This window comes from Pseudomonas sp. FW305-25, assembly GCF_017351415.1.
Classification (GTDB): domain Bacteria; phylum Pseudomonadota; class Gammaproteobacteria; order Pseudomonadales; family Pseudomonadaceae; genus Aquipseudomonas; species Aquipseudomonas chlororaphis.
This window is the reverse complement of record NZ_JACNDE010000059.1, coordinates 1-26,665: the sequence shown is the minus strand read 5'-3', so window position 1 is coordinate 26,665 and position 26,665 is coordinate 1. Positions and strand designations below refer to the sequence as shown.

General features: G+C 62.3%; 22 protein-coding genes and 2 pseudogenes. 13 read left to right on the top strand and 11 right to left on the bottom strand.

The window, feature by feature from the left end; translation table 11 throughout:
* Both J4E58_RS30690 and J4E58_RS30685 read right to left on the bottom strand, forming a co-directional pair.
* Nucleotides 1-183, bottom strand: a pseudogene (locus J4E58_RS30690) (hypothetical protein); the annotation flags it as partial.
* Nucleotides 184-230: 47 nt separating this feature from the next.
* Nucleotides 231-494, bottom strand: a complete 264-nt coding sequence (locus J4E58_RS30685; RefSeq protein WP_087087613.1) for a DUF2790 domain-containing protein — start codon at nt 492-494, stop codon at nt 231-233.
* Nucleotides 495-788: 294 nt separating this feature from the next.
* Between J4E58_RS30685 and J4E58_RS30680 the strand changes: the two genes are divergently transcribed.
* The 7 genes and pseudogenes from J4E58_RS30680 to J4E58_RS30650 form a co-directional block, all read left to right on the top strand.
* On the top strand, nt 789-1,529 hold the full coding sequence (locus J4E58_RS30680; RefSeq protein WP_023968023.1) for a response regulator: 741 nt from the start codon (nt 789-791) through the stop codon (nt 1,527-1,529).
* The gene (locus tag J4E58_RS30675; protein WP_087087615.1) at nt 1,526-2,845 is read left to right on the top strand and encodes an ATP-binding protein; all 1,320 of its coding nucleotides are present in this window, start codon (nt 1,526-1,528) and stop codon (nt 2,843-2,845) included. The genes J4E58_RS30680 and J4E58_RS30675 overlap by 4 nt, the downstream gene beginning before the upstream one ends.
* Before the next feature lie 116 nt (nt 2,846-2,961).
* Complete coding sequence (locus J4E58_RS30670) at nt 2,962-3,597, top strand: hypothetical protein (RefSeq protein ID WP_087087616.1); 636 nt, start codon at nt 2,962-2,964, stop codon at nt 3,595-3,597.
* A gap of 87 nt (nt 3,598-3,684) precedes the next feature.
* Nucleotides 3,685-4,191 (top strand): DoxX family protein, encoded by a 507-nt coding sequence (locus J4E58_RS30665; protein WP_087087618.1) that lies wholly within the window; start codon nt 3,685-3,687, stop codon nt 4,189-4,191.
* A 271-nt stretch (nt 4,192-4,462) separates the two neighbouring features.
* Nucleotides 4,463-6,793 carry an S-type pyocin domain-containing protein gene (locus tag J4E58_RS30660; RefSeq protein WP_256583244.1) on the top strand — a complete coding sequence of 777 codons (2,331 nt, stop codon included), beginning with the start codon at nt 4,463-4,465 and terminating at the stop codon, nt 6,791-6,793.
* Complete coding sequence (locus tag J4E58_RS30655) at nt 6,790-7,062, top strand: hypothetical protein (protein WP_087087620.1); 273 nt, start codon at nt 6,790-6,792, stop codon at nt 7,060-7,062. The genes J4E58_RS30660 and J4E58_RS30655 overlap by 4 nt, the downstream gene beginning before the upstream one ends.
* Nucleotides 7,063-7,162: 100 nt before the next feature.
* Nucleotides 7,163-7,905 (top strand): annotated as a pseudogene (locus J4E58_RS30650) (S-type pyocin domain-containing protein); the annotation flags it as partial.
* 654 nt (nt 7,906-8,559) lie between these two features.
* Here J4E58_RS30650 and J4E58_RS30645 read toward each other — a convergent pair.
* From J4E58_RS30645 to J4E58_RS30625, 5 genes are all read right to left on the bottom strand, one after another.
* Nucleotides 8,560-9,321 (bottom strand): DUF2063 domain-containing protein, encoded by a 762-nt coding sequence (locus tag J4E58_RS30645; RefSeq protein WP_087087622.1) that lies wholly within the window; start codon nt 9,319-9,321, stop codon nt 8,560-8,562.
* On the bottom strand, nt 9,314-10,198 hold the full coding sequence (locus J4E58_RS30640; protein ID WP_087087624.1) for a DUF692 domain-containing protein: 885 nt from the start codon (nt 10,196-10,198) through the stop codon (nt 9,314-9,316). The genes J4E58_RS30645 and J4E58_RS30640 overlap by 8 nt, the downstream gene beginning before the upstream one ends.
* A gap of 65 nt (nt 10,199-10,263) precedes the next feature.
* Nucleotides 10,264-10,650: an EF-hand domain-containing protein gene (locus tag J4E58_RS30635; RefSeq protein WP_087087626.1), complete on the bottom strand. Its 387-nt coding sequence runs from the start codon at nt 10,648-10,650 to the stop codon at nt 10,264-10,266.
* Between the two features lie 202 nt (nt 10,651-10,852).
* Nucleotides 10,853-11,773 carry a GDP-mannose pyrophosphatase NudK gene (nudK, locus tag J4E58_RS30630; protein WP_087087628.1) on the bottom strand — a complete coding sequence of 307 codons (921 nt, stop codon included), beginning with the start codon at nt 11,771-11,773 and terminating at the stop codon, nt 10,853-10,855.
* Nucleotides 11,774-11,810: 37 nt separating this feature from the next.
* Nucleotides 11,811-12,431 carry a TetR/AcrR family transcriptional regulator gene (locus J4E58_RS30625; protein ID WP_053260883.1) on the bottom strand — a complete coding sequence of 207 codons (621 nt, stop codon included), beginning with the start codon at nt 12,429-12,431 and terminating at the stop codon, nt 11,811-11,813.
* Nucleotides 12,432-12,584: 153 nt separating this feature from the next.
* Between J4E58_RS30625 and J4E58_RS30620 the strand changes: the two genes are divergently transcribed.
* Complete coding sequence (locus tag J4E58_RS30620; RefSeq protein WP_053260882.1) at nt 12,585-13,025, top strand: hotdog fold domain-containing protein; 441 nt, start codon at nt 12,585-12,587, stop codon at nt 13,023-13,025.
* Nucleotides 13,026-13,083: 58 nt separating this feature from the next.
* On the opposite strand, the gene fabV is transcribed toward J4E58_RS30620, so the two are convergent.
* From fabV to J4E58_RS30600, 4 genes are all read right to left on the bottom strand, one after another.
* A complete protein-coding gene (gene fabV / locus J4E58_RS30615; RefSeq protein ID WP_007921004.1) occupies nt 13,084-14,280 on the bottom strand; it encodes an enoyl-ACP reductase FabV in 1,197 nt (398 codons plus the stop codon).
* A 208-nt stretch (nt 14,281-14,488) separates the two neighbouring features.
* The gene (locus tag J4E58_RS30610; protein WP_087087631.1) at nt 14,489-15,778 is read right to left on the bottom strand and encodes an FAD-binding oxidoreductase; all 1,290 of its coding nucleotides are present in this window, start codon (nt 15,776-15,778) and stop codon (nt 14,489-14,491) included.
* Nucleotides 15,778-17,367, bottom strand: coding sequence for an amino acid permease (locus tag J4E58_RS30605; protein WP_102673072.1), 1,590 nt, complete (start codon nt 17,365-17,367; stop codon nt 15,778-15,780). Before J4E58_RS30605 ends, J4E58_RS30610 begins: the two co-directional genes overlap by 1 nt.
* 436 nt (nt 17,368-17,803) lie before the next feature.
* Complete coding sequence (locus J4E58_RS30600) at nt 17,804-20,350, bottom strand: EAL domain-containing protein (protein ID WP_259334423.1); 2,547 nt, start codon at nt 20,348-20,350, stop codon at nt 17,804-17,806.
* A gap of 455 nt (nt 20,351-20,805) precedes the next feature.
* Between J4E58_RS30600 and J4E58_RS30595 the strand changes: the two genes are divergently transcribed.
* From J4E58_RS30595 to J4E58_RS30575, 5 genes are all read left to right on the top strand, one after another.
* Nucleotides 20,806-21,747 carry a LysR family transcriptional regulator gene (locus J4E58_RS30595; RefSeq protein ID WP_087087633.1) on the top strand — a complete coding sequence of 314 codons (942 nt, stop codon included), beginning with the start codon at nt 20,806-20,808 and terminating at the stop codon, nt 21,745-21,747.
* 133 nt (nt 21,748-21,880) lie between these two features.
* On the top strand, nt 21,881-23,530 hold the full coding sequence (locus J4E58_RS30590) for a GMC family oxidoreductase (protein ID WP_087087635.1): 1,650 nt from the start codon (nt 21,881-21,883) through the stop codon (nt 23,528-23,530).
* Between the two features lie 22 nt (nt 23,531-23,552).
* Entirely contained in the window at nt 23,553-25,001 is a 1,449-nt protein-coding gene (locus tag J4E58_RS30585) for an aldehyde dehydrogenase family protein (protein WP_207255359.1), read from the top strand.
* A gap of 56 nt (nt 25,002-25,057) precedes the next feature.
* Nucleotides 25,058-26,050, top strand: a complete 993-nt coding sequence (locus J4E58_RS30580; protein ID WP_087087639.1) for an amidohydrolase family protein — start codon at nt 25,058-25,060, stop codon at nt 26,048-26,050.
* Nucleotides 26,051-26,229: 179 nt separating this feature from the next.
* Nucleotides 26,230-26,665: nuclear transport factor 2 family protein (locus J4E58_RS30575; RefSeq protein WP_207255358.1), on the top strand; the 436-nt coding region annotated here is incomplete at its 3' end.

The following is a 26,665-nucleotide window of genomic DNA, read 5'->3' as shown; positions in this document are numbered from 1 at the left end:
CTGCGGGGTGCGCTCGTAGCCGCCTTCGGCGAGCAGCGGCGCCGCTCGCTCTGGCTGGCCGCCCTGGCTCAAGGGCGCGAGCTGGAAGCAGGTCGTGCAGGACGCATCGGCGGCGCTGGCATCCACGGCCACGCCGGCCAGGGCCAAGGTCAGGGTAAGCAGGCAGGTTTTCAGGGTGTTCATGGGCTGATCCTCATGTTCAACAGGGACTACATGACAAGTGAGTGCACTCAGTTGCCGTCGTTACAGTTGTTGGCGAACTTGCGGTAATCCAGGGCCTGGGTGCGGCCCTGGGAATCGAGGTAAGTCATGCGGGCATTGACCACGCCGCAGCTCGGCTCGGCGTCTTCGGTCATCGACAAGACTTTCTGGATATCCAGCGGGGTGCCGTAGCTGTAGGTCTGGGCCTGTACCGTGCCTTCGGCGCGGGCCGACAGGGTGCAGATATTCAGCGCGGCGAACAGGCAGGCGGCGTAGAGGGCGGTGCGTTGCATGATGGTTTCCTCGGGCGACAATGGGTTTTGGTGGCGAGGCCAGTGGCTGTGCCTCGATGGAGCCCATTGAATGCGCGCAAGGTATCGCGCCTGTGTCGGCAAACCGCCCTTGCGGTGTCCCTGCGTATCCACGCCACCGGGGGATACACAGCGATACAAAGGCGTCGGAAAAACCCTGTTTTGCATCGCCGTGTATTCAGCCAGGCGCCAGATACACTGCAATACAAAGCGCCGCAGGCAGGCCCGCCCGGGCCCTATAAACTAGGCAGCACGACCCTATACAGAGGCAGCCCCATGGATCATGTCGATCACGTATTGATAGTCGATGACGACCGCGAGATCAGAGAGCTGGTAGGCAACTACCTGAAAAAGAACGGCCTGCGCACCACGGTAGTGGCTGACGGCCGGCAGATGCGCAGCTTCCTGGAAACCACCCCGGTGGACCTGATCGTGCTCGACATCATGCTGCCCGGCGACGATGGCCTGCTGCTGTGCCGCGAACTGCGCGCCGGCAAGCACAAGGCCACGCCGGTGCTGATGCTCACCGCACGCAACGACGAGACCGACCGCATCATCGGCCTGGAGATGGGCGCCGACGATTACCTGGTCAAGCCCTTCGCCGCCCGCGAGCTGCTGGCGCGGATCAATGCCGTGCTGCGGCGCACGCGCATGCTGCCGCCGAACCTGGTGGTCACCGAGAGCGGCCGCCTGCTGGGCTTCGGCCGCTGGCGCCTGGACACCACCGCGCGCCACCTGCTGGACCAGGACGGCACCCTGGTCGCCCTGAGCGGCGCCGAATACCGCTTGCTGCGAGTGTTCCTCGACCACCCGCAACGGGTGCTCAATCGCGACCAGTTGCTCAACCTGACCCAGGGCCGCGACGCCGACCTGTTCGACCGCTCCATCGACCTGCTGGTCAGCCGCCTGCGCCAGCGCCTGCTGGACGACGCTCGCGAACCGGCCTACATCAAGACCGTGCGCAGCGAGGGTTATGTGTTCTCGCTGCCGGTGGAGATCCTCGAGGCCGCGTCATGAAGCTTGCCTTGCACTGGCCGCGCACCCTCGCCTCGCGACTGTCGCTGATTTTCCTGATCGGCCTGGCGCTGGCCCAGGGCCTGTCGTTCGCTGCGCAGTCCTACGAGCGCTACCAGAGCGCGAAGATGACCATGCTCGGCAACCTGGAAAGCGACGTCGCCACCTCCATCGCCATCCTCGACCGTCTGCCCGCCGCCGAGCGCCCCGCCTGGCTGCCGCGCCTGCAGCGGCGCAACTACGGCTATCTGCTCAATGCCGGCGAACCCGGCCAGCCCATGGACAGCGCCGATGTACCGGTCTCGGTGAACTCGATCAAGAGCGCCATTGGCGGCGACTACCGCCTGACATTCAACACCATCCCCGGACCGCGCCAGCACTATCAGGCCCACCTGCAACTGGCCGACGGCAGCCCGCTGACCATCGATGTGCGCCCGGCGCTGACGCCGATGTCGCCCTGGCTGCCGGCGGTGCTGTTGGGGCAGTTGCTGGTGTTGATCCTCTGCGCCTGGCTGGCAGTACGTATCGCCGTGCGTCCGCTGACCCGGCTGGCCCAGGCGGTGGACAGCCTCGACCCCAACACCCACGGCGTGCACCTGGACGAAAAAGGCCCGATCGAAGTGGTGCACGCGGCCAAGGCCTTCAATGCCCTGCAGGCGCGGATCGGCGCCTACCTCAAGGAACGCATGCAACTGCTGGCGGCGATCTCCCATGACCTGCAGACGCCGATCACCCGCATGAAACTGCGCGCCGAGTTCATGGACGACTCCACCGAGAAGGACAAGCTGTGGAACGACCTGAGTGAAATGGAACATCTGGTGCGCGAAGGCGTGGCCTATGCCCGCAGCATCCATGGCGCCACCGAGGCCAGTTGCCGCATCGACCTGGACGCGTTTCTCGACAGCCTGGTGTTCGACTACCAGGACACCGGCCAGGACGTCGAGCTGGCCGGCAAGAACGGCGCGCTGATCGACACCCGCCCCCACGCCCTGCGCCGGGTGCTGGTGAACCTGGTGGACAACGCGCTGAAGTTCTCTGGCGCGGCGCGGATCGAGGTCCAAGCCGAAGCGGGCGATCGCCTGTCGGTCAAGGTCCTGGACCGCGGCCCGGGGATCAGCGAAGAGCAACTGGCCGAAGTGCTCAAGCCGTTCTATCGGGTGGAAAGCTCGCGCAACCGCGACACCGGCGGCACCGGCCTGGGGCTGGCCATCGCCCAGCAACTGGCGGTGGCCCTGGGTGGCTCGCTGCGCCTGAGCAATCGCCAGGGCGGCGGCCTGTGCGCGGAGCTGATCCTGGTCAGCAACAAGGCCAGCCTCTGAGTGCCTCGCTACACAGGCATACATAACCGCCCCTCGCCGACACAGCCGATATACATGGCCTTGCAAGACTCCTGGGACGCGCCGCGACAGCGGCGTCCAACCTCAAGGAGCCTCTCATGCCCACACCATCCCTTCCCTCGCGTTTCCACGGCTGGCGGCTGTTCAGCCTGCTGGCCGCCGCCGTGCTGCTGATGACCGCGCTGATCCTGCTGCTCGAGCCGGACCTGGTCGAGGCCACCCGCAGCGCCATCCGCGCCACCGCGCGTTCGTCCTTCGTGCTGTTTCTGCTGGCCTTCACTGCCTCGGCATTCGCCGTGCTGCTGCCCTCGCCGCTGGGCCAGACGCTGGTGCGCGAGCGCCGTTTCATCGGCCTGGCGTTCGCCTTCTCGCACCTGGTGCACGCGTTGCTGATCTACAGCTACGGGCAACTGAACCCGGAGTTCTGGCCCGGCCGCAGCACCCTGGGCAACCTGCCCGGGTCTGTGGGTTACCTGTTTATCCTGCTGCTAACCCTGACCTCGTTCAAAGGCCCGGCCTCGCTGCTCAGCCGTACCGCCTGGAAGCGCCTGCACACCACCGGCATGTGGGTGATCGCGACGATATTCGCCTACTCCAACTTCAAACGCATTCCGCTGAGCGCCTGGTACCTGCTGCCCTTCGCCATCACCTGCTCGGCCATGGCGATCAACCTGCTGGGCAAGCTGGCCCAGGCCAACAAACGCCGGCAACGCCAGGCCCTGAGCCCGCGCTGAATTCAACCGCCCTGTAGGCGCTGCGATCGACGCTGCAGGCGGCGCCGCTTTTGTAATGCCCCCCACTTTGCATAGGAGATCCACCCCATGATCCTCACGCTTTCATCCGCCCTCGGCGGGCTGCAACGCCAGCTCAATCGCCTGTCCCCCTGGGTCGCGCTCCTCAGCCTGCGCCTGTTGCTGGCCTGGGAGTTCTTCGAGTCGGGCCTGGAAAAATGGCGCGGGGAAAACTGGTTCCAGCAGATCCAGTTCGCCTTCCCGTTTCCCTTCGACCAGTTGCCGGCGAGCCTGAACTGGCAGCTGTCGATGTGGGCCGAGCTGCTGTGCGCCCTGGCGTTGCTGCTGGGCCTGGGCACCCGCTGCGCCGCGCTGGTGCTGATCGTGGTCACTGTGGTCGCCACCGCCGCCGTGCACTGGCCGGCCGACTGGTCGAGCCTCAGTGAACTGGCCCAGGGCTACGCCATCAGCAACAAGGGCCACGGCAACTTCAAACTGCCGGTGATCTACCTGGCGGCGCTGCTGCCCCTGCTGTTCCAGGGCCCGGGCAAGCTCAGCCTGGATACATTGATCGGGCGCCTGCGCCACGGACGCTGATACCCCGGGGCAAAAAAGCCGCAGCTTGAGCTGCGGCTTTGGTGTTTCTACGAGGGGAAATTCGATAACAGGCGCATCTCCCTGTAGCCGCTGGCGCAGCCTGCGGCTACACAGAGCAGGACGGTAGCGCCTGGGGAACAGCGTCCACAGAAATATCGCCAACCGCCACCCCTCCCGTCACCCAAACCCGTCAATCGCTTCAGCCACAAAATAGTAATAGGAATCAATACCGTTTGTCGGGAGCTTATGCATTGATGCAAATTTTAATTGCATGCCAAAACTGGACATAAATACAGTATCGCCACACCCAGGTTTTCTCATCCGCGGCTTGCAACCGAGCAGCAAAAACCAAGGCGGCCTTACCTGCGGTAAAAAATGCAGTTTTACCCTCATGATATGGAGTATCAAAAATATGTCAGATCCCGGCCCCATCGACCTTCCACCTCTAGTGATCAACCCTTACGAGAAACAGGTGTTCGGCCCCACCAATGGAGGTGGCTATGAGGACTTCAGTAAAAGCCAGGAATGGTTGCGGATCGGCTCCGCCATCCGGAATGACCTGATGACTCGCTTTCCTCCTCTATTGAACCAAGCCATCAATCTTCAAGAAACTGAATACTCTGGAAAGCTGCAGTCAATAACCGGCAGGGTTGAAGGGGAACTCGCCACAGCGAGAAGCGCCAGAGCCCCCAACAGTGCAGACGCCGTGCAGAACCTGAGTCGCGAAGTCTCAATCAGGGAAGTCCTGATCGACCAGAAGACGGCAGAGGCCCAGGCGCAAAAAAATGTAGCTGATAGCTTTTATCATGCGGACTTTTTCAGCCGGCCGGTTTTTGACTTTTTCAAATATTCAGCAAGTCGCTTGTCCTCCCCAGATGAAAACTACAGGAAGTGGCAGACATCCCTTGAGGCGGCTTATCGGACCAAGCTGATCAACAATGAGATTTCATACTTGAATAACCAGCTTGCTCAGATCAAACCTCTGCTCGAGAGAGAAAAGCTCAAGCAAACCTCTGAATGGGCAACGATTGCTGCTTGGGCCCAGCGCTATAACGCAAGAAAGGACCCCATCGTCAACCAGTACAACCTGAACAAAGCCAACGTTGAGCAAAACGTACAATCCAGGCTCGATGTGGCGTCGGCAGACATCCCAACGGTCGTAGTGACTCCTGCTGACTGGGTGAACAAGTCTATTCAAGTCGTGACGCAGGTCTTGAGCCAGGAACGCAACGAGCTGGCAGCACAAAATGCCATCCTGGCCGGTTACCCTGGCCTGGACTTCAAGAGCCGCGACCTTAAAGCCTTTCTTGAACGCAGCCGGGATAACCACCTCGATCCAGAGGTAGCCTTTGAACAAGAAATTACGGCTATTCGAGCCGCGTACAGGGCTGACGTATTAAAAGACGAAATCAAGAGCCTCGAGGATCGACTGCCCAAGCTGTATGCCGCCAAAGCCAACCAGGAAGCCGAAGCGGTGAAGGCCGCTCACACCTTCAGAATGCCCGCCGCAGGTACAACCCAACTGAGTGCGGCGGCAGGGTCGATTGCGCTCACGGCGGGGTCCAGCGTTACTCTGGAAACCACCATACAAGCCGCGATTCAGGCACTGAAGGCCGCCCTGGGCACCGTCGTCAGTGTCACCTCGGCGGTGGGTATCGGGGCGCTGACGTACTCATCGTCGCTGGGCAACGGCGAACTGCCTGCAACCATCCTGACCCTCCCGGCCAAAAGCCTAGCGCCTGGTTTGCCAGCCAACCTATCGGCCATAGCAGCTGCGGGCGGTACGGTTGACCTGCCTTACCGGATCTATGGTGACAGCTCGAAGTACTCGGTCATCGCCACGCAAGCCAATGGCGGAATATCGCGCAGGGTGCCCGTTAAAGCCCTGAGTCTGGACCCGGTAGCCAATGCCTATACCTTCACCACGGCTGACGCCTCACCTGTCACGCTGACCTTTCCGATTGCCACCCCCGCAAACAGCTCGACGGCCACCCCGGCAAAGCCGGTGCCAGTGCCGGTGTACACGGGAGTCACGCTGACCCCGCTTGAGATCAAGGCCGTACCCTTGCCGGTAGCTGATCAACTGGACATTCGCGACGCCATTTACATTTACCCGGCAGACTCGGGTTTGCCGCCGATTTATGTGGTATTCAATAGTCCATACGAAGGGGCAACTACCAAGGGAGTGCACAGCGGTCGAATGTACAATCCCGAAAAAACAGGAGGCCCTATCCAAAACCTGGACTGGACCGCAGTGACAGTAACTCAGAACGGGATTAATCTCGTTAAGTTACATACTCGTAGGTTTCCGCCATCGGACGCGAACAAAATAATGACTGCACGTCTAGAGAGAATTCTTCGAGGAGAGATACCTATTACCGATGTAGACAAACGTTTCTATACACATGAGATACGAGAGCTAGAACGATATAGAGCTTTGGGGATTGCGGATGGGATAGACCCAGACGATGGCGGAATCATTTGGAATAACACCCATACGGCAACGCTAGAGGACTATAAACTAAAAGACACTCACGACTTATTTTATACCCCCGAAGCAATAGAAGCTGACGACGCACAAATTGAGAGGGAAAACAGATGAGCATCATAAGCACAATTGTAAAATCAGAAACCCCTAGAGATGTTATTCTTTTCTTGGCCGGGGGTGAAAATGGCATTTCTTATCCGAGGCTTGATGGGCTTTACAATAGAAATGGCTGGGCCAATATATCAAACAACATCGAACTCTTAAAACTTGTTGACACGATGACTACCGAAGGATTAATCAATCATGTCAATGGTGCTTTAAGAAAAGGCCCAATGTGGAGAAGCCCAGAATTTATGGTCAAAAAAAAGTACACTTTTGAGTAGAACATAACACTCTTAAAGGAAAGTCCAGACCATGCTGGGCTTTTCTTTCACCATTGAGATAACTACTTACAAGCGCCCCTCTACAGTGATAACAACATAAGCCAGTGGTAGAGTATCGCGCAAAGTTCCCGTTAAAGCCCTGAGCCTGGACCCGGTAGCCAACGCCTATACCTTCACCACAGCTCACCTGTCACGCAGACCTTTCCGATTGCCACCCCCGCGAACAGCTCGACGGCCACCCCGGCAAAGCCGCTGCCAGTGCCGGTGTACACGGGAGTCACGCTGACCCCGCTTGAGATCAAGGCCGTACCCTTACCAGTAGCTGATCAACTGGATATTCGCGGCGCCATTTACATTTACCCGGCAGACTCGGGTTTGCCGCCGATGTATGCGGTGTTCAGTAGCCCGTACGAAGGGGCAACCACCAAGGTGAGCACAGTGGACGGATGTACAATCCTGATAAAGCCGAAGGGCCAACCCAAAATCTTGATTGGACTACGGCTTCAGTGACTCAGGAGGGTATCAATCTGGTCAAGTTGCATACGAGCCGTTTTGCCCCCTCCGATGCCAATAAATAATGATTGACCGCCTAGAAAAGATCTTGAGTGGTCAAATACCGATTACTGATGTTGATAAACGCTTTTACACACATGAAATTCGAGAACTTGAGCGGTATAGAACTCTTGGGGTTGCGGACGGTGAGAAAGGGGATGCATGGAATAATGCTCACATACTTGAAGATTATAAAATCAACGAAAAATCAACTCTTTATATATTCAAGATGCGATAGATGCAGACGCCAGACAAGATTATGCTGAAGCATTGAAGGAGGAAACTAAATAGATACTATTAAAGACCTTGCCACGAATGAGTCCGTGCGTAATACTTTAACAGTTTTAGCTATAACGCTAGATCAGCCAAAAACAGATAGAACTTATACTTCGTACAGGTTTGAGACTCTTAAAACTGGTGACTTATGGAATACCTACGAAAGACTTTTCTCGAGGGAGTTTTAGTTTCCGAAGATAAAGAACGTGTAGTTAAGGGACCAAATTGGAAAGAGCCGGCCTTCACCACTGAAAAGAAATGTTCTTTTGAATAGCGTGTAATGCCGTTGTGCAGAAAGCCCAGCTCAAGCTGGGTTTCTTTTGCCGGAATATTGACAAGTGATTCCTCTCTATATTTTGGACACTCTTGATATATGTATTTTTTGAGCATACAAAAACGAGACGCGCCCGCGAGGCGTTATTTATGCATCACAAGGATCGGAATACCTTTCTAAGATACACTACGACGAACGCCTAGAGACTAATGAGACAAAATAGATCTACTGGACAATTGCAAATAATGTGAGCCTGTTAAGTATGAAACGCGAACCCGCTCCGTCGAATGCAAGCCCATTTGCAATTAATGTGAGCTGAGAGCTTTTGCTGGATGCATTTAATCTGAGCCAGAAATGCCGCTGAATGCGAGCCCGCGTGTTTTCAAAACAAGCCACTACACAGGGCCGATAACGCCCTGGTCGTGCAGCTGTCGCAGCAGGCTCTGGCCATTGGCGAGAAAGGTGTCGAGGTCGTCGATGCCCGCTTCCAGGGCCAGGCCTTGCAACTGGTCGCGACCGTGGAGTTGGGGGAACGCCTCGATACGCTCCAGCAGGCGCCAGGCCAGCGGGCTGAGTTCGCAGAAGCGCACGCGGTAGCCGGCATCGCGGCGGATCAGCAGCAAAGTCGGCTCAGCCCCGGGTTCGCTGGGACGCCAGGTCGGGCCCAGGCGCTGCACCGGCCAAGCGTAGGCCAGCGGCCAGGCCAGGGACGACAGGCGCAAGGGCTGGGTCAGCAGCCGTCGCGGGTCGCTGGCCGGCAGCGGTTCGGCCTCGGTCTGTTGCAGGGCCATTTCGATCCACTCGTAATGGCTCAGTTCGACCATGAAGGCCGGCCAACTGCCGTCCTGCAAACCGGCGGGCGTGGAAGCCATCCAGGCCACGAATTCGCCGGCGATCTCGCCGAACTTTGGCGTGGCGCAACGGTGCTCGCGCAGGAAAACCCGCAGCAGCCGGCGCCATTCCGTCTCGCCGAGCACCGAACGCAGCACTGGAAAAGTACCGCCAAGCAACGACCGCAGGTTGTCGAACACCAGCTCGCGGTAAATCTCCACCCGCGCGCGGTCCATCCCGGCGGGCGGCGCCCGGTGCTCGGGGTCGCGCAGGTAGGCGGTCAGGGCCTGTTGCTGGGCGTCGAGGGCGATCATCGGCTTATCCATGGGCCAGCCTCCCCTGGGCCTGACAGGCGCTGGCCTGCAATTGGCGGATGCTGTCCAGCTCGCCCAGCAGCTCAGCGAATGGCGGGAAGTTGAAGTCCCGTTCCAGTAGCGTCGCCTGCACGCCGAACAACTCATAGGCCCGCGCCAGCAGCCCCCAGACCACCGGCTTGACCGGCGCGCCGTGGGTATCAATTTTCAGGCTTTCCGACTCGTCGTAATGCCCGGCCACATGCATCGCCACCACCCGCTTGGGCGGCAGGCCGGCAAGAAAGGCCTGGGGCTCGAACCCGTGGTTCACCGAGTTGACGTAGAGGTTGTTGACGTCCAGCAACAGATCGCAATCGGCTTCGGCCAGCACCGCGTTGGTGAAGGCCAGCTCGTCCATGTCCTGGCGCGGCGCAGCGTAGTACGAGACATTCTCCACCGCCAGGCGCCGGCCCAGCACCTCCTGGGCCTGGCGGATGCGCGCCGCGACATGGCGCACCGCCTCTTCGGTGAACGGCAGCGGCAGCAGGTCGTAGAGGTGCCCGTCGTCGCCGCAGTAGCTCAGGTGTTCGCTGTACAGCGGCACATTAAAACGCTCGAGAAACTGCCGCACTTCCCGCAGGAACCCCAGGTCCAGCGGCGCCGGGCCACCGAGGGACAACGACAGCCCGTGGCAGCTCAGCGGGTAACGCTCGGCCAGGGCGCGCAACGCGGCGCCATGGGCACCGCCGATGCCGATCCAGTTTTCCGGCGCCAGTTCCAGAAAGTCAAAAGCGCCCGCAGGCGCCGTATGCAATGAGTCGAGCAAGGCTCGACGCAAGCCAAGCCCCACGGTTGCCGAAACGGGCAGCCGCAGAGCCTGGACAGATAACACGCTGTGAGAGGGTTGCATGGGCCAGTCTCCTGGTTGCCCCGGAAAAAACCGGGGGGCACCCGGGTGCCCCCCGCCACCGTCGATCAGGACTCGATCGCCGCGCCGCACTTGCCTTCGCCACATTTGCCTTCGGCCGAACCGGCCTTGGCCGCCAGGTACTGCTTGGCTTCGCTCAGGCTGATGGCGCCATCGTGGTTGGCGTCGATCTTGTCGAACTCGGCGGCGCGCTCGGGGGCGGCGGCGATGAACTCCTCGCGGGAGACCTTGCCGTCGTGGTTAGTGTCGGTCTTGGCGAACTTGTCTTCGCCGCACTTGCCTTCGGCCGAGGTCTTGACCCCGTCGGCCGCGGCCAGGGTGTAGCCCTGGGACAGCTCGGTCATGCTCAGCGCCGAAGCGGCGGTGGACAGAGCCAGGCCGCCGACCAGCGCCAGGCCGAGGGCGACGTTGGAAACATTGGAGAGTTTGAACATGCTGATACCCCTTCGATGGATTGATTAACGGTTCCCGCCACCGACACCGAGAAGCTCGGTGCTGGCGGGTGGGCGTAGTTAATCCTCGGGGTGTATCCGGGTTGTGTGCGCAACCGGCGCCAGGACAAGCAGGTGTATCAGCACCGGGCCGATACACACTCCGATACAAGGCCGTCGGCCAGCCGGCCGGTTGAGCCCTGGCTCAACTGGCCGAAGTGCAACGCGGGATGTCCTGCAGCGAACGGTAGACCGGCAGGCCCAATTGCTCGCCCATGGCGACCAGGGCATCGGCACGGGCGCAGGCCCCGCCGATCCGCAGCAGCGCGTCGCAACGTTGCAACTGATGTCGCGCACGCGCCTGGAACTCGTCGACAGCGCTCGAAGCGTCCGCCGCCAACCCCAGCCACTGGCCGAACACGGGGCTGTGCCCGGCCTCGAACAACTGCGCGGCCCAGTCATCCAGGCTGGCGACCTGCTGCGCCAGCGCCGCCGCATCGTCGGTTGCCGAGTACCGGGGCGCAGCCACCAGGATCGTCAGGCGGCGCGGCGGCATCAGGCGCAGTTCCAGGTATTGCAGGAGCATGATGGTCTTGCCGTCGACGATCTCGCCGCTGCGCACCATGTCCAGCGCCTGCTGGTAACCCAGCTCCAGCACCTCGATGTCCTCGCCCTCTTCCTCCAGGCCGCCACCGTCGCCGATACGGTCGTCGGGGGAGTATTCGCCGATGAAAAAGTGGATGCGCTCGGTGACCGAGCCGGGGCTCATGAAGGCTTCATAGACCTTCTCCACCGCGCCGACGCGGTAGCCGGTTTCCTCTTCGGCTTCCAGGCGGATGCGCTCCTCCGGGCTGGCATTGTCCAGCAGGCCGGCGGCGGTCTCGATCAGGTAGCCGCTGTGCTCGTTGACGTAGGTCGGCATGCGGAACTGGCGGATCAGCAGCACCGTGCGCCGCTCGCGGTTGTACAGCAGGATGGTCGCGCCATTGCCGCGGTCGTAGACCTCGCGGGTCTGCGCCTGCCAGCTGCCGTCGCGGCGCTGCAGGTCGAAGCTGTATTTCTTCAGCAGGTACCAGTTGTCGGAGAGCATCTCCTCGGCGGTGATGCGCACGGGTGCGGCTTGCATGGTCTTCCCTCTTGGCAATGGGGTGTCGTTCAACCCGTCACTGATGGGTGCCGATCGAGCGCCAGGCAGCCTCGGCCAGTTCCTGGCGATAGCTGCTCGGGCTGCTCTGGACCCGGCCGGACAACCAGGCGCGGCAGTAGTTTTCCGCCTGCCCGACGATCAGCGACGGCAGCAACTCGGCCGGTATTGGAGGTAACTCGTCGGCCCGGGTGTGGGCTGTCAGCCATTCGCGTAACTGGCGGTTGCGTAGTTTGTTGCGGTTGACCAGTTCTTCGGCGAACGGGCCCTTGGCGACCGCATACCGCGCCTGGAACTGGAACCGCGCCCATTCGGGCTGGGCATCGACCCAATCCACATAGCTGTGCACCAGCGCCTGCACGCCCTGCTCCAGGGTCTGGGCGTCGCTCATGTAGCGCTCGCGCAGGCCGGCCTGATCGTCCAGCGCGGCGAAAAACAGCGCGGCCACCAACCCTTCCTTGTTACCGAAGTGGTGATAGATCGCACCGACACTGGTATCGCAGGCCGCGCGGATCATTTCGATGGTGGTGGCTTCGATGCCCTGTTCGTTGAAGCACGCCAGGGCTCGGCGGAGGATGTCGCGTTTGAGTTCGGCCCTGCGGCCGGGGTAGCAGCGTTCAAGCAGATCGATCGTGTCCATTGCCCATCACAAAACCAAGGTCCAGGGAACAAGGCGCGCACGCCTCAGTGAATGGTTGCGCCAGCTTGACATATTTCGCGAAAGCCGAATATTGTTCTTTTACAGAATATTATTCTGTAAACCCCAAAAACAATCCCGCTACGAGGCATCACCATGAGTCAGGTTCTCAGCATGTTCAGCGCCGCCGGTCCGGAAAAATTCACTCAGATGGCCTGCCAGATGGCCCCCTACTTCAGCACCATCAATCCGTTGATCGCCGAGCTGAGCGCGGGACGTTCGGTGGTGCAGGTGCCATTTCGCAAGGAGATCACCAACCACCTGGGCACGGTGCACGCCATCGCCCTGTGCAACGCCGCCGAACTGGCGGCCGGGGTGATGACCGACGTGTCGATCCCGGCCGGCGCGCGCTGGATTCCCAAGGGCATGACCGTGGAATACCTGGCCAAGGCCAAGACTTCGGTGCGCGCGGTGGCCGATGGCGGCGCGGTGGACTGGAGCAGCAGCGGCGACAAGATTGTCGCAGTGGAAATCTACGATGAGGAAGACCTCAAGGTCTTTAGCGCGCGCATCACCATGAACGTGAAAACCGCCTGACGCAGAAACGACAACGCCCCTCATGGGAGGGGCGTTGGCGATGACGCGTTAAGTTCGCTTACACCTGGATCAGGTTGGCGATCTTCACGTCCGGATCGACATCGGCTTCATAGTCGACGCCGTCGATCTCGAAACCGAACAGGCGCAGGAATTCCTGCTTGTAGCCGGTGAAGTCGGTCAACTGGTAGAGGTTTTCGCTGGTGACTTCATCCCACAGCTGCTTCACGCGGTCCTGGACGGCAGGTTCCAGTTCCTTGTAGTCGGCACGCAGGCGGCCTTCCTGGTCGATGATCGGGTTCGGGTTGTACAGGCTGTCCTTGTACAGACCGTAGACCTGTTCGATGCAACCTTCGTGACTGCCCTGCTCTTTCATGACCTTGAACAGCAGCGACAGGTACAGCGGCATGATCGGGATCGCCGAGCTGGCCTGGGTCACCACGGCCTTGAGCACCGATACCCGCGCGTCGCCGCCCAGGTCCGACAGTTCCTTGCGGATGCCGATGACTTTCTGGTCCAGGTCCTTCTTGGCTTCGCCGATGGAACCGTTCCAGTAGATGTCGTGGGTCAGCTTCTCGCCCAGGTAGGTGAAGGCGGTGGTTTTAGCGCCTTCGGCCAGGACGCCGGCTTCGTGCAGCGCGTCGATCCACATCTGCCAGTCTTCGCCGCCCATCACGGCCACCGTGCCGTCGATTTCTTCCTGGGTGGCTGGCTGCAGGGTGGTTTCCTTAACGATTTCCTTGTCGGTGTCGACACCGCGCAGGGTCACCGATTTGCCCAGCGGCTTGAGGGTCGAGCTCAGGACTTCGCCGGTTTTCGGGTGGGTACGGCGCGGAGCGGCCAGGCTGTAGACCACCAGGTCGATCTTGCCCAGGTCGCGCTTGATGGTTTCGATGGTCTGGCGCTTGACTTCGTCGGAGAAGGCGTCGCCGTTAATGCTCTTGGCGTACAGGCCTTTTTCTTCGGCGAACTTGTGGAAGGCCGCGGTGTTGTACCAGCCGGCGGTGCCGAGCTTGCCGTCAACGCTACCGCGCTCGAAGAACACACCCAGGGTGTTGGCGCCGCAACCGAAGGCGGCGGTGATACGTGCGGCCAGGCCGTAGCCGGTGGAAGCGCCGAGCACCAGTACGTTCTTTGGCCCAGCGTCGATGGTGCCTTGTTCGGTGACGTAGTCGATCTGTTGCTTGACGTTGGCTTCGCAACCGACCGGGTGGGTCGTCACACAGATAAAGCCGCGAACGCGGGGTTTGATGACCATACACAATCTCCCAATTTCAATATGCCAAGAGCCAATACGGGCTGCAGCAGCGTCACTTGTTCAAGTCGTAGACGCTCGGAACGTCCTCGCGTCACGCCTTGGGTTTTCAATGAGTGCAGATTTGCCCGCCAGCATAAGTTCATTCCGGGGTTTGGGCCAGAAAACGCTGAGATTGCTCCATGGCCTGTACGGCCTGGAAAAGCGGCGGTCATTTGTTCAAACGGTGGGCATCGTAGGCATCCAGGGCCTGATAGGCGCTGTAGGTCGCCTGCGCCGCGACCAGGCCGGCCAGGCCGAAGGTGGGCACCAGGCCGAACCGGCCAAAGCCCTGGGGAATCGGAATGGCCTTGGCGATGGCATCCGCCAGCACCTCCCCCGCCACCGTGGTCGGCGCCATGCCGTGACCGCCAAACCCCACGGCATGCCACACGCCGTTGTCATCCTGGCCGATCTGCGCCATCTGCTGGCGGCCGTAGCTCATCAGCCCACCCCAGGAATACTCGATCTCGACGTCGGCCAGTTGCGGGTAGACCGTGATCAGGTCGGCTTTGAGCAAGCCGGCGATCGCCTGCGGGCCACGATTGAGGATGGAAATGCGCCCACCCCAGAGAATCCGGCTGTCCGCCAGTGGGCGGTAATAGTCGAAGGCAAAGCGGGTGTCGTAAATGGCCGACTCGCAGTTGATCGCCTCCCGCAAACGCTCGCCCAGGGGCTCGGTCGCCACCACATAGGTGGCAATCGGCAGCGTCGCCCGCTCCACCGGCCGGTATAGCCCGCGGGAATACCCACCCGCGGCGAACACCACCTGCTCGGCCAGGACTTCACCACCCGCGGTCCTGACCAGGTACTTGCCGCCCTGCTGCTCGATCGCCAGGGCCGCGGAGTGCTCGTGGATATCGATGCCGTAGCCGGCGACAGCCGCCGCCACCCCGTAGACATACTTGAGCGGGTGGAAATGAAAGGCATGGCTCTCGAACAAGGCGCCGAAATAGCGCTCGGTCTTGAGCTTTTCGCGCAACTCGCCCGGCGCCACGTACTGCCAGTCGACGCCGTAGACCTCCTTCATCAGTTGCCGAGGCTTTTCCAGGCGCGCCGGATCGTTGAACCAGTTGGCCAGCAGCACGCCCCTGTCGGTCAGGTCACACTGGATACCGTATTGCCGGACGCGCTGGCGGATCAGGTCGACCGCGTCGATGGTCAGCCGGTAGAGCCGCCGCGCTTCCTCACGGCCCAGGGTCTTGAGCAGCTCGGCATTGCCCAGGCAGTAACCGCCGAACACAAAACCGCCGTTGCGCCCCGAGGCGCCGTGCCCCACGGTGTGGGACTCCAGCACCACCACGTCGGTCACCCCGCGTTCGGCCAAACCCAGCGCCGTGGAAAGCCCGGCCAGCCCGCCGCCCAGAATGCACACCCGGGTCTCCACCCGGCCGCCGAGCGCCGGATAAGCGGTCTTTTCAACCGTGGCCTGGTAATAACTTTCGAGAAAATCCTGACTCATCACTTGGCTCCGACCTGGGTCATTCGCACAGGAAGACCCGCATTCTCATTCATCGCCGATTCTGCTGGCAGGTAACGTTCGGACTTGTTGCGAATCATCGAAAAGCTCATGTCATCGAACCGGACGAACCTGGAGCCACTGATGACTTTGTGCGCCAGCCAGATCGCCAGGAACAGCACCAGGCCAATATAGGTGGCGGTCAGCCCGGCCCAATCGATCGAGTCGCCGAGCAGGGCTTGATAGTTCTGCCCCAGGGTGACGAACAGGCACAGGACAAAGGCGAAAATCGGCCCGAACGGAAAGAACCGCGACACATAAGGCAAGTTGCCCAGGTCATGGCCCTGGCGCACATAACCGCGACGAAACCGGTAGTGGCTGACCGCGATGCCCAGCCAGGCGATAAAGCCGAGCATGCCCGAGGTGTTGAGCAGCCAGTTATAGATCTGCCCCGGGCTGAAGATGAAGGTCAGGAAGCACAAGGCCGCCACCGTGGCCGTGGCCAGCAACGCCCACCGTGGGGTGCCGGATGCGCTCAAACGGGCGAAGATCGTCGGCGCCTTGCCCTCCAGGGCCAGGCTGTAGAGCATCCGCGAGGAGGCATACATGCCGGAGTTCCCGGCGGACAGCACCGAGGTCAGGATCACCGCGTTCATCACCGCGGCCGCGCCGAGCATGTCGGCCCGTTCGAAGATCAGGGTGAAGGGGCTGACACGGATATCGGACACCCCATTCCTCAACAGGCTCGGGTCGTTGTAAGGAATCAACAGGCCGATGATCAGGATGGTCAGCACGTAGAACAGCAGGATCCGCCAGAAGATCTGCCGCACCGCACGCGGCACGTTTTTCCCGGGGTCCCGGGTTTCACCGGCGGCGATGCCAACGAACTCGGTGCCCTGGAACGAAAAACCCACGATCATCGCCACCCCGACCAGGGCCCCCAGGCCACCGACAATCGGCGCATCGCCAATCAACCAGAGCCTGGGGCCGGCATTTTCGCCGCCGCTGAGAATGCCGAACAACATCAGAATGCCCACTGTGATAAACAGCAGGATAGTGATGACTTTAATCAGGGCGAACCAATATTCGGACTCACCGAACAAGCGCACCGAGGCCATATTAAGTGCAGTGATGATCAATAGAAAACCCGCACTCCAGATATACCCCGGAACATCCGGGAACCAATAAGCCATGATGATCTGCGCGGCCACCAGATCGACCGCAATGGTCACCGCCCAGGCATACCAGTAGTTCCAGCCCAGGGCGAAGCCGAAACTTTCATCGACATACTTCGAGGCATAAGTCGAGAACGAACCGGTGACCGGCATGCAGGACGCCAGTTCGCCGAGGCTGGTCATCAGGAAGAACACCATGGCGCCGATGACCACAAAGGCCAGCAGCGCGCCGCCCGGCCCGGACTGGGCAATGGTCGAGCCCGAAGCGACGAACAGCCCGGTACCGATGCAGCCACCGATGGCGATCATGTTCAGGTGCCGGGACGTCAGGGTTCTTTTCAGTCCGCCGGCGGTTTTCTCGCTGTGAAAATCGCCGGTCAGGTCGCACGCACCCGGCACTTTTGTGGAGTCTGTCATGGATCACCTTTTTATTATATTTAAGCCACCGATGATTCAACTCACGCGGTATGGCAGTGTCCCTGGAGTGTTTTTCCTCCCCACTAAAGCCCACAAAAATACCGCTGACAAATGATTTTCCCGAATCACATCAGTCCCATACGGAATACGCCAACAGTTACAAAACCCAATAATCAGAAACACTAAACACCCACAACTAAACATCTAACAAACCGTCAGATTTAATTGGTTTTCGACGGCATAAAACAGAAAATCCCTACACACTAACAACTTGACTTAAAGAACAGAGTGTTTGAATGCCCACGCCCATGCCTGGCACCGGGCAATGCCCGCAGCGGCCTTGGAAAGAAGGAAAAGAGAGGGTCGTGCACTGGCCCGTCGCGGTCCACTTCGCGTCCGCCTGGAGCGCGGCGCTGCCCCCCCATCGACCGGCCGGCTAACTCTGCCAACCCACAAACCACTGCCCGAACGCCCGGGCCGACAATGGCGAGGAAAACAGCTGGCCCTGCCCCACGTCATAGCCCCGCGCCTGCAGGATGTCGCGCTGCGCGGGGTGTTCGATGCCCTCGGCGATCACCCGCAGGGACAGGCCCTTGCCGATGCCGATGACCGCCTCGCTCAAGGCGCGGCAGGAGGCGTCGTGCTCCAGCTCCTCGACGAAGCTCTGGTCCAGCTTCAGCTCGTTGATCGGCAAGCGCCGCAGATAGCCCAGGCTGGAATAGCCGGCGCCAAAGTGATCGATGGCCAGGCGCACGCCCAGGGTATGCAGGTCCTGGAGGGTCTGTTCGGTGGTCGGGCTGCTGCACAGGAAAACGCCCTCCGTGACCTCCACGCACAGGTCCGCCGGCTGCAGGCCGCAACGCTGCAACTGGCGGGCGATCAGGGCCGCCAGGTTGAGGTTGTGGAAGTTGATCGGCGACAGGTTGACCGAGATGGACGGCACCCTGATGCCCGATCGACGCCAGCGCGCCAGTTGCTCGCAGGCTTCGCACAGCACCCACTGGCTGAGGTAGTTGATCAACCCGCACTCCTCGGCCAGCGCGATGAATTGCGCGGGCGGGATAGTGCCCAGGCTTGGATGCTCCCAGCGCGCCAGCGCCTCGACCCCGACCAGGCCGTTGCTGTGCAAGTCGATCTGCGGTTGATAGACCAGATGCAGGCCGTCGCTGGTCAGGGCCTGGCGCAGCGCCGTCTCCAGCTGCAGGCGCTGCTGGGCGAGCTGGTCCATCTCCTCGAGAAAGAACCTGAAACCGCCGCGCTCGGTACGCTTGGCCTGGTACATGGCGATATCGGCGCAATGCAGCAGGCTTTCCATATCCTGGCCGTCGCTGGGGTACAGGCTGACGCCGACACTGGCCGAAGGCACCACGGCGGTCCCGGCAATATCGGCCGGGGCGCCCAGGGTCGGCATCAGGCGTTCGAGAAAGGTCGTGACCCGGCTGGCGTTCATCCGGGGCAGCACCAGCACGAACTCGTCGCTCGACAGCCGGCCGACGATGTCCGACTCGCGCAGCACGCTGCGCAGCCGTTGCGCCATGAGCTGCAGCAGCTCGTCGCCCGAGGCATGCCCCAGGGCCTCGTTGACCTGTTTGAAGCGGTCCAGGTCGACATACAACACCGCCAGTTCGCCCTGCTCCAGGGCCACCTCGGCAATGCTGCGGTTGGCCTCGGCCAGCAGGGAACTGCGATTGGGCAAGCCGGTCAGGGCATCGGACAAGGCCATGTGGCGGATCGACTGGCGCGCCTCCTCGCGCTCCAGGGCCAGCATGCACAGGTGGGTCCCGGTCATGATCAGATGGGCATGGGTGGTATCGGGTTTGCGGCTCTCGCGAAAGTACAGGGCAAAGGTCGCGCGCACCCTGCCGGCGCTGTTGCGCAGCGGGATCGACCAACAGGCCCGCACCCCGGCCTGCTGCGCCAGCAAACGGTAATCGGCCCACAGCGGATCGGTCTCGATATCGCTGACCAGCACCGGCTCGCCGCGAAAGGCCGCGGTGCCGCAGGAGCCGGCGGCGGGCCCGATCGGCAGCCCCTCCATGGCTTGGGAGTAGTCGGCCGGCAGGCCGGGACTGGCCAACGGGTGCAGCAACCCCTGCGGGTCCACGCCGAGGATCGAGACGATGACCTCCGGCGCCAGGCGCTCGATTTCCTGACACAGCAGGGTCAACACGCGCTCCACGGGCTGCTCTTGCAACAAGGCGCCGATGACCTTGTCCTGCAGCACTTCGGGCAGCCTGGAACGGGTGATGTCGGTGAACACGATGACGATGTTGCCGATCCGCCCGCCGGCGTCGAACACCGGCGCCGAGCAGACCTGCACCCACAGCCGCTGGCCGTTGCGCTTGCTGACCAGGCCGCAGGCTTCATGGGGCTGGCCACTGAGGATGCTCTCCAGTTGCAGCTCGTCGGCCCGGGCCTGGCCCGGGGTGTCGGTGACGAAGAACATCTGCGGCGAGCGCTCCAGCAATTCCTCGCGGGAATACCCCAGCAAGCGCACCAGCCCGTCGTTGATGTAGATCAGCCGGCCGTCGGCGTCGACGATGCAGGTGGCCGAGCTACTGGCATTGACCGACATCGACAGCAAGCGCTGCTCGATATCCTTGAGCCGCGTCTGGGTCACGTCCTTGAAAAAGGCGGCATACAAAATGCGCCCCTGCAGGGTGATCTTCGAGATTGCCATCGCGCCCCAGCGCTCTTCGCCATCCTTGCGCGTGATGCACACATCGCGGCTGGTGCCGATGATCTTGTTGACCCCGGTCTCGCCGTCGTTTCGCGAGCGGATGGGGATCGGCACCAGCATGCTGACGTCGCTACCCAGCACCTCGCACCGTGGACAGCCCCAGAAACGTTCGGCCGCCGCGTTGAAGAACACCACCTGGTTGCGATCGTCGATGATCACCACGGCATCGTTGGCCTGTTCCAGGGTCTGCACGAAAAAGTCCGCCGCCTCTTCTCCGGTCGTTGACCCGACGCTCATATCCATGGCCGCCACTGCATGCATGCCCTCACTGTCATCGTCCCTGATCACCGTGAAGCGCCATTAACCGCCCTCGAACTGGAGGGGCCCGTCCTCGAAGCAACACCCGATACGGCTCAGCAAGGCTGAGAAAAGCGTTTTTACCCGGGCGAGCAGGACATCAGGCCATAAGCGTGGACATGGATCTTTTAGGCCATCGACCTGAAATTAGAGAATAGCCGCGAAGTGGCCGGCCCATGGAAAACCGTGCGATCCGCGCCAAACCTCGGCAACGCCAGGTAGCCCGGGCGTCTGTCCATCGGCAACAGCCCCCCCTCCGTCGCTCCGGGTGGCAACTTCATCTCTGGCCGGTTCGCCACTTGCGTTGCCCGATACGCTTGGCTTCTCATGGCGCCCCTGAGCAGCACGCGAACCTGCGTGTTTCTTTTCAGGTTCTTCAACCCAGGGCAACAGGAGTGGCGGTGAATAAATTCTCGGACATGAGCACCTTCGTCGCGGTCGTCGAGGCGGCCAGTTTTTCCGAAGCCGGGCGACGCCTGGGGACCACCAAGTCGCTGGTCAGCCAACGCATGCAGCAGCTGGAAAAGCGCCTGGGCGTGGTATTGCTGACCCGTGGCCGGCCGCTGAAGCTGACCGAGGCCGGCCAGCTGTTCTACGCCGATTGCACACGCATCCTGCTGGACCTGGCGCGCGCCGAAGAGTCGGTGCAGGACCACCAGGCCAGCCTCGGCGGCACCCTGCGCCTGGCGGCGCCGATGGCCTTCACCCCACGCTACCTGGCGCCGCTGCTGGCGCGCTTCGCCCTGCAATACCCGCAACTGTGCGTCGACATGGAAGCCCATGACCGGGTGGCCAACCTGCAGGATGGCCATTTCGACGTCGCCATCCGCCTGGGCAACCTCCACGACTCTTGCCTGGTGGCGCGGCCGCTGACCGAGAACCGCCACCTGATCTGCGCCAGCCCCGACTACCTGGCGCGCCAAGGCACTCCCGAGCACCCCGGCGACCTGCAGCGGCACGACGGGTTGATCTACTACAACCGCGAACCCAACGGCATGTGGAGCCTGCCCATGGACGGCGCGCAGCACTCGTTCCGCGTCCGCGTGCGCATGCGGACCGACTCCGGGCACCAGTTGCTCGAAGGCGCGCTGGCCGGCCTGGGACTGGCGATCCTGCCAACCTTCCTGGCCGCCGACGCCCTGCTCGACGGCAGGCTGGTGTCGGTGCTGGACGACTATGCGCCGTCCGGCGGGCAGATCTCGGCGGTGTACCTCAAGACCCTGAAAACCCCGCCCAAGGTCCAGGCGCTGATTCAATTTCTCGGCGAGGAAATCGGTCGCCCGGCGCCCTGGGACGCGGCGTTGATCGCTCGCGGGCTGCTGCCGGGCGGCTCCGCCGCCTGAGCGCGCAGGGCCCGCCGCCTGGTCAAGCAATACTGAACCAGCGGTTCACTTTACAGTGGCTGTCGCTCAACCCGAGCGCACCTTAGCCTCAGCTTCCATCTGACAGGCATTCGCCTGCTATGGGAGATGAGCGATGAGTCACCACCAACCAGAAAACCCTTCGCGCCGCAAACTGCTGGCCCAGACAGTCGCCGGCTCGGCGACCCTGGCCATCGGCTCCATGCTGGGCGCCGGCCCCGCTTTCGCGGCAGCCCCGCAAGGCGCCAACGGCAAGCGCGACGGCAGTGCCGGCAACCCGGTGGACGTGCTGATCATCGGCGGCGGTTCGGCCGGCGCGGTCATGGCCCGGCGCCTGAGCGAACGCCGCGAGCGCAACGTGCTGCTGCTCGAAGCCGGCCACGTCTACGGCACCCGCGACTACCCGAAAGTCATCGCCAGCAGCGACAGCGTCGGCGGCGATGCCGGCAGCGACTGGGGCTACCAGACCCTGCCCGGCTATATCGGCCACCCGATCCATGCGATTCGCGGCAAGGTGCTGGGCGGCAGCTCGGCGGTCAACGGCGCGGTGGCGATCCGCGCGCGCAAGCAGGACCTGGTCAACTGGAACCTGCCGGGCTGGTCCTATGAAGAATTGCTGCCGTCGTTCAAGAAGCTGGAAAAACGCAACACCGGCAGCAACCAGCTGCACGGTCACGACGGCCCCCTGCCGGTGCACCAGCTGACCCGCAATGACATCAGCCCCATGCAGCGGGCCTTCGTCGACGCCACCGTCGCCAACGGTTTCCGCGTGATCGACGACTTCGACGGCGCCGACGCCAAGGGTGTCGGTCCCTACCCGATGAACATCGTCGACGGCGTGCGGGTCAACACCGGCATCGCCTACCTCGACAACGCCGTGCGGGCTCGCGGCAACCTGCAGATCCGCGGCGACGTGCTGGTGGACAAGGTGCTGTTCGACGGCCGCCGCGCCACCGGCGTGCGCCTGGCCAGCGGCGAAGTCATCCAGGCGAACGAAGTCATACTCTCGGCCGGCACCTACGGCAGTGCGGCGATCCTGCTGCGCTCCGGCATTGGCCCGCGCGATCACCTGGCGTCGCTGTCGATCCCCCTGGTCGCCGCCCTGCCCGTCGGCCAGCGGCTCAAGGATCACCCCTTCTACTACAACGCCTACGCCGCCCGCCCCGAGCTGATCGGCAAGCAGTCCCCAGTGATCGGCGCCAAGCTCTGGACCCACAGCTCCACGGCGAAAAATGGCGACCTCGACCTGCACATCACCGCCACCCACCTGTTCCCCCACGACCAGAGCCCGACCAAGGTCGGTTTTGTCCTCGCCGTGGCCCTGACCCGCCCACTGTCGGTGGGCAGCCTGAAACTGGCCAGCCGCGACCCGGCCCAGGCGCCGCTGATCGATCTCAACTTCCTGGCCCGGGCCGAGGACCGCGCCCGCCTGCTGGAAGGGGTGAAACTGGCGCGCAAGATCGGCCAGACCGCGCCGCTCCAGGACCTGATCCACTCGGAACTGAACCCGGGCGCCCAGGCCAGCAGCGACCAGCAGATCGAGCAGTCGATGCTGGCCACCCTCGACACCTACCACCACCCGACTTCCACCGCACCGATGGGCCAGGCCGGCGACCCCGGCGCCGTGGTCGACCTGGAAGGCCGGGTCCACGGCGTGCAGGGCCTGCGGGTGGTCGACGCCTCGATCTTCCCGGACGCCATTTCGGTCGCCACCAATATCACCACCATCGCCACCGCCGAATACATCGCGCGTCGCTACAGCTAATGTGGAGAACACTGCCATGACCATGCAAAACACCCTTGCCCAACACTGGATCGACGGCGCCTGGGTCGATTCGACCGAACACCGCGAATCCATCGACCCGGCCACCTCCCGGGTCATCGGCCACTACGCCGATGGCGGCGGCGCCGAGGCCGATGCGGCCATCGCCGCGGCCGTGCGCGCCTTCAACAGTGGCTGGAGCGACGACAGCGCGTTGCGCGCCCGGGTCCTCGACGAGCTGGCCGCCGCGTTCGAGCGCAATAGCGAGGCGCTGATCGAGCAACTGGCGCTGGAGAACGGCAAGATCAAGCCCGAAGCCCGCTTCGAAGTCAGCATGGTGCCCTCCAAGCTGCGCTACTACGCGGCGCTGACCCGCACCGAACGCGGCCACAGCGGCACCCCGCGCCCCGACGTGCTGTCCATCGTGCTGCGCGAGCCGATGGGCGTGGCCGGCATCATCGTGCCGTGGAACTCGCCGGTGGTACTGATGGTGCGCTCGCTGGCACCGGCCCTGGCCGCCGGCACCACCGTGGTGATCAAGATGCCGGCGCAGACCGCGCAGACCAATGCCCTGCTGGCCAGGGTCATGTCCGAGGCGCCTTCCCTGCCGCGCGGGGTGATCAACCTGTTCACCGAGTCCGGCGGCGAAGGCTCGCGCCGGCTGATCGCCTCGCCCCAGGTGCCAGTCATCAGCTTCACCGGTTCCTCCGCCACCGGCCGCGCGATTTCCGCGGTGGGCGCGCAGTCGCTCAAGCGCTTCGGCCTGGAGCTGGGCGGCAAGACCCCGCACCTGGTGTTCGACGACGCCGACCTCGACGCCGCCCTGCCGCTCCTGGAAAAGGCCCTGACCGTGTTCGCCGGGCAGTTCTGCATGACCGGCTCGCGCCTGCTGGTGCAGCGCGGCATCGCCGAGCAACTGCGCGAGCGCCTGGCGGCACGCCTGCAAGCGGTGCGGGTCGGCCCGGCGTCCGACCCGCGCAGCGACATGGGCCCCTTGATCGACAAGGCCAACGTGCAGCGGGTCGATCAGGCCGTCGAGGCCGCCATCGCTGCGGGCGCCAAGGTCATCGTCCGCGGCGGCCCCATCACCGAAGGCGAGCTGGCCAACGGCGCCTTCTACCGCCCGACCCTACTGCAAGTCAGCGACTCGAAGCTGGACATCGTGCAACAGGAAACCTTCGGCCCGGTGCTGACCCTGCAAGTCTTCGATACAGAAGCCGAAGCCGTGGCCCTGGCCAACGACAGCGAATACGGCCTGGCGGCCGCCATCTGGACCCGCGACACCAAGCGCTCGCTGCGCGTGGCGCGCAAGGTGCAGGCCGGCACCGTGTGGATCAACGACTGGGCCAAGGTCTACGACGAATTCGAGGAAGGCGGCTACCGCCAGTCCGGCCTGGGCCGCCTGAACGGCGTCGCGGCCATCGACGATTTCATCGAATACAAACACATCAGCCTGTCGACCGCCGAGGCCTAGGCCCGGCTGAGTCGAAGCGCTACGTACCTGTTTATCCTTAAAGAGGCTACATCAGCATGAAAGGCAAAATCGTACTCGAGGAACACATCAGCACCGAGCTGAACAACAGCCTGTGGGATGCTTCCGGCGAAGCCACGCGCAATGGCCGGGCCTATATGGCGGATGTGGAAAAACGCCTGCTGGACAGCGACCAGCGCGTCGCCGAGATGGACCGCAATGGCATCGACCTCGCCATCCTGTCCCTCACCTCCCCCGGCGCCCAGTCGCTGCTCGATCCGCGCCAGGCCATCGCCTTCGCGCAACGCACCAACGAGCAGATCACCGAGCAGTTCGTCGCCCGCCACCCGCAACGCTTCAAGGCCTTCGCCACGGTGGCCCTGCAATCGCCCAGGGCCGCGGCGGACGAACTGGAACGTGCGGTAAAGGATTACGGCATGGTGGGGGCACTGATCAACGGCTACACCAACATCGGCAACGCCGATACCGCGCAGTACCTGGACGAACCGCCGGTATGGGAATTCTGGGAGCGGGTCGCGGCGCTCAACGTGCCGGTCTACCTGCACCCGCGCGAACCGCTGCCAAGCCAACGGCGGATCTACGAGGGTTATCCATCCCTGGTCGGCTCAGCCTGGGGCTTCGCCCATGAAACCGCCACCCACGCGATCCGCCTGATGCTCAGTGGCCTGTTCGACCGTTACCCCAACCTGACCCTCATCCTCGGCCACCTCGCCGAAGGCCTGCCGCTGATGCTGCCGCGCCTGGAACACCGCCTGCACATGCAACGCGAAGGCGAAGGTCTGGGCAACGCAAAAAAACCGGTCAGCCACTACTTCAGCCACAACTTCTACCTGACCACCGCCGGCCACTTCCACACCAAGGGCCTGCTGGATTCCATCAGCGAAATCGGTGTCGACCGTGTGCTGTTTTCGGCGGACTACCCGTATGAAAGCATGGCCACGGCGAGCAACTGGTTTGATCAGGCGCTGATCAGTGAGAACGATAGGGAGAAGATTGGGCGGGGGAATGCGCAACGCTTGTTTGGTTTGTAGAAATCAAGAGCCGGGTATCCGGGTGGCTTGCTGGCTGCCCGGGTATCCGCGCTCTGCTTCAACCGCCCCACCAACCTTGAGTCGACAAGCACCATACATCCGCGTCCTAGACGCCAAGAAGCGATACAGCAAGAACTTCAATTCCCCCCCCTGAAACACTTCATTGAGCAGGCAATAAAATGGCCAATCTCGCCGCAATCGAAAAAGCCCAAAAAACCAAAGCCCCGATCGACGTCGTCAGCGCCTTCCTGGCCAACACCGCCAAAGACAGCGTCGCACACGCCGCCACCCAACTGGTCAGCGAAGACGCCACCTATGTCTCGCTGAACTTCAACAACCCCGAACTGCAACAGATCGAGCCTTGGGCAGGCACCCGCAAAGGCCGGCAGATCTACGTCGACACCTTCTCCAACGTCGGCACCTACTGGGACATCAACGACTTCGCGGTCACCGATATTTTCGGCGACGGTGAAAAGGTCGCAGTCTTCGGCAGCTTCACCTACACCTCGGTTGGCGTGGGTAATCGCTTTACCTCGCCTTTTTCTATTCTCGCCAAAGTGGTTGACGGGAAAATCGTCTATTTCCAATTTATGGAAGACACCTATGCCTCGGCGA

What these genes read in the sequence shown, in the direction of transcription:
- J4E58_RS30635 (WP_087087626.1), bottom strand. Translation starts at nt 10,650, where the DNA reads ATGTTCAAACTCTCCAATGTTTCCAACGTCGCCCTCGGCCTGGCGCTG.
- J4E58_RS30620 (WP_053260882.1), top strand. Translation starts at nt 12,585, where the DNA reads ATGAGTCAGGTTCTCAGCATGTTCAGCGCCGCCGGTCCGGAAAAATTC.
- J4E58_RS30625 (WP_053260883.1), bottom strand. Translation starts at nt 12,431, where the DNA reads ATGGACACGATCGATCTGCTTGAACGCTGCTACCCCGGCCGCAGGGCC.
- J4E58_RS30585 (WP_207255359.1), top strand. Translation starts at nt 23,553, where the DNA reads ATGCAAAACACCCTTGCCCAACACTGGATCGACGGCGCCTGGGTCGAT.
- fabV (WP_007921004.1), bottom strand. Translation starts at nt 14,280, where the DNA reads ATGGTCATCAAACCCCGCGTTCGCGGCTTTATCTGTGTGACGACCCAC.
- J4E58_RS30655 (WP_087087620.1), top strand. Translation starts at nt 6,790, where the DNA reads ATGAGCATCATAAGCACAATTGTAAAATCAGAAACCCCTAGAGATGTT.
- J4E58_RS30670 (WP_087087616.1), top strand. Translation starts at nt 2,962, where the DNA reads ATGCCCACACCATCCCTTCCCTCGCGTTTCCACGGCTGGCGGCTGTTC.
- nudK (WP_087087628.1), bottom strand. Translation starts at nt 11,773, where the DNA reads ATGCAAGCCGCACCCGTGCGCATCACCGCCGAGGAGATGCTCTCCGAC.
- J4E58_RS30640 (WP_087087624.1), bottom strand. Translation starts at nt 10,198, where the DNA reads ATGCAACCCTCTCACAGCGTGTTATCTGTCCAGGCTCTGCGGCTGCCC.
- J4E58_RS30645 (WP_087087622.1), bottom strand. Translation starts at nt 9,321, where the DNA reads ATGGATAAGCCGATGATCGCCCTCGACGCCCAGCAACAGGCCCTGACC.
- J4E58_RS30685 (WP_087087613.1), bottom strand. Translation starts at nt 494, where the DNA reads ATGCAACGCACCGCCCTCTACGCCGCCTGCCTGTTCGCCGCGCTGAAT.
- J4E58_RS30680 (WP_023968023.1), top strand. Translation starts at nt 789, where the DNA reads ATGGATCATGTCGATCACGTATTGATAGTCGATGACGACCGCGAGATC.
- J4E58_RS30590 (WP_087087635.1), top strand. Translation starts at nt 21,881, where the DNA reads ATGAGTCACCACCAACCAGAAAACCCTTCGCGCCGCAAACTGCTGGCC.
- J4E58_RS30675 (WP_087087615.1), top strand. Translation starts at nt 1,526, where the DNA reads ATGAAGCTTGCCTTGCACTGGCCGCGCACCCTCGCCTCGCGACTGTCG.
- J4E58_RS30660 (WP_256583244.1), top strand. Translation starts at nt 4,463, where the DNA reads ATGCCAAAACTGGACATAAATACAGTATCGCCACACCCAGGTTTTCTC.
- J4E58_RS30665 (WP_087087618.1), top strand. Translation starts at nt 3,685, where the DNA reads ATGATCCTCACGCTTTCATCCGCCCTCGGCGGGCTGCAACGCCAGCTC.
- J4E58_RS30580 (WP_087087639.1), top strand. Translation starts at nt 25,058, where the DNA reads ATGAAAGGCAAAATCGTACTCGAGGAACACATCAGCACCGAGCTGAAC.
- J4E58_RS30605 (WP_102673072.1), bottom strand. Translation starts at nt 17,367, where the DNA reads ATGACAGACTCCACAAAAGTGCCGGGTGCGTGCGACCTGACCGGCGAT.
- J4E58_RS30600 (WP_259334423.1), bottom strand. Translation starts at nt 20,350, where the DNA reads ATGGATATGAGCGTCGGGTCAACGACCGGAGAAGAGGCGGCGGACTTT.
- J4E58_RS30610 (WP_087087631.1), bottom strand. Translation starts at nt 15,778, where the DNA reads ATGAGTCAGGATTTTCTCGAAAGTTATTACCAGGCCACGGTTGAAAAG.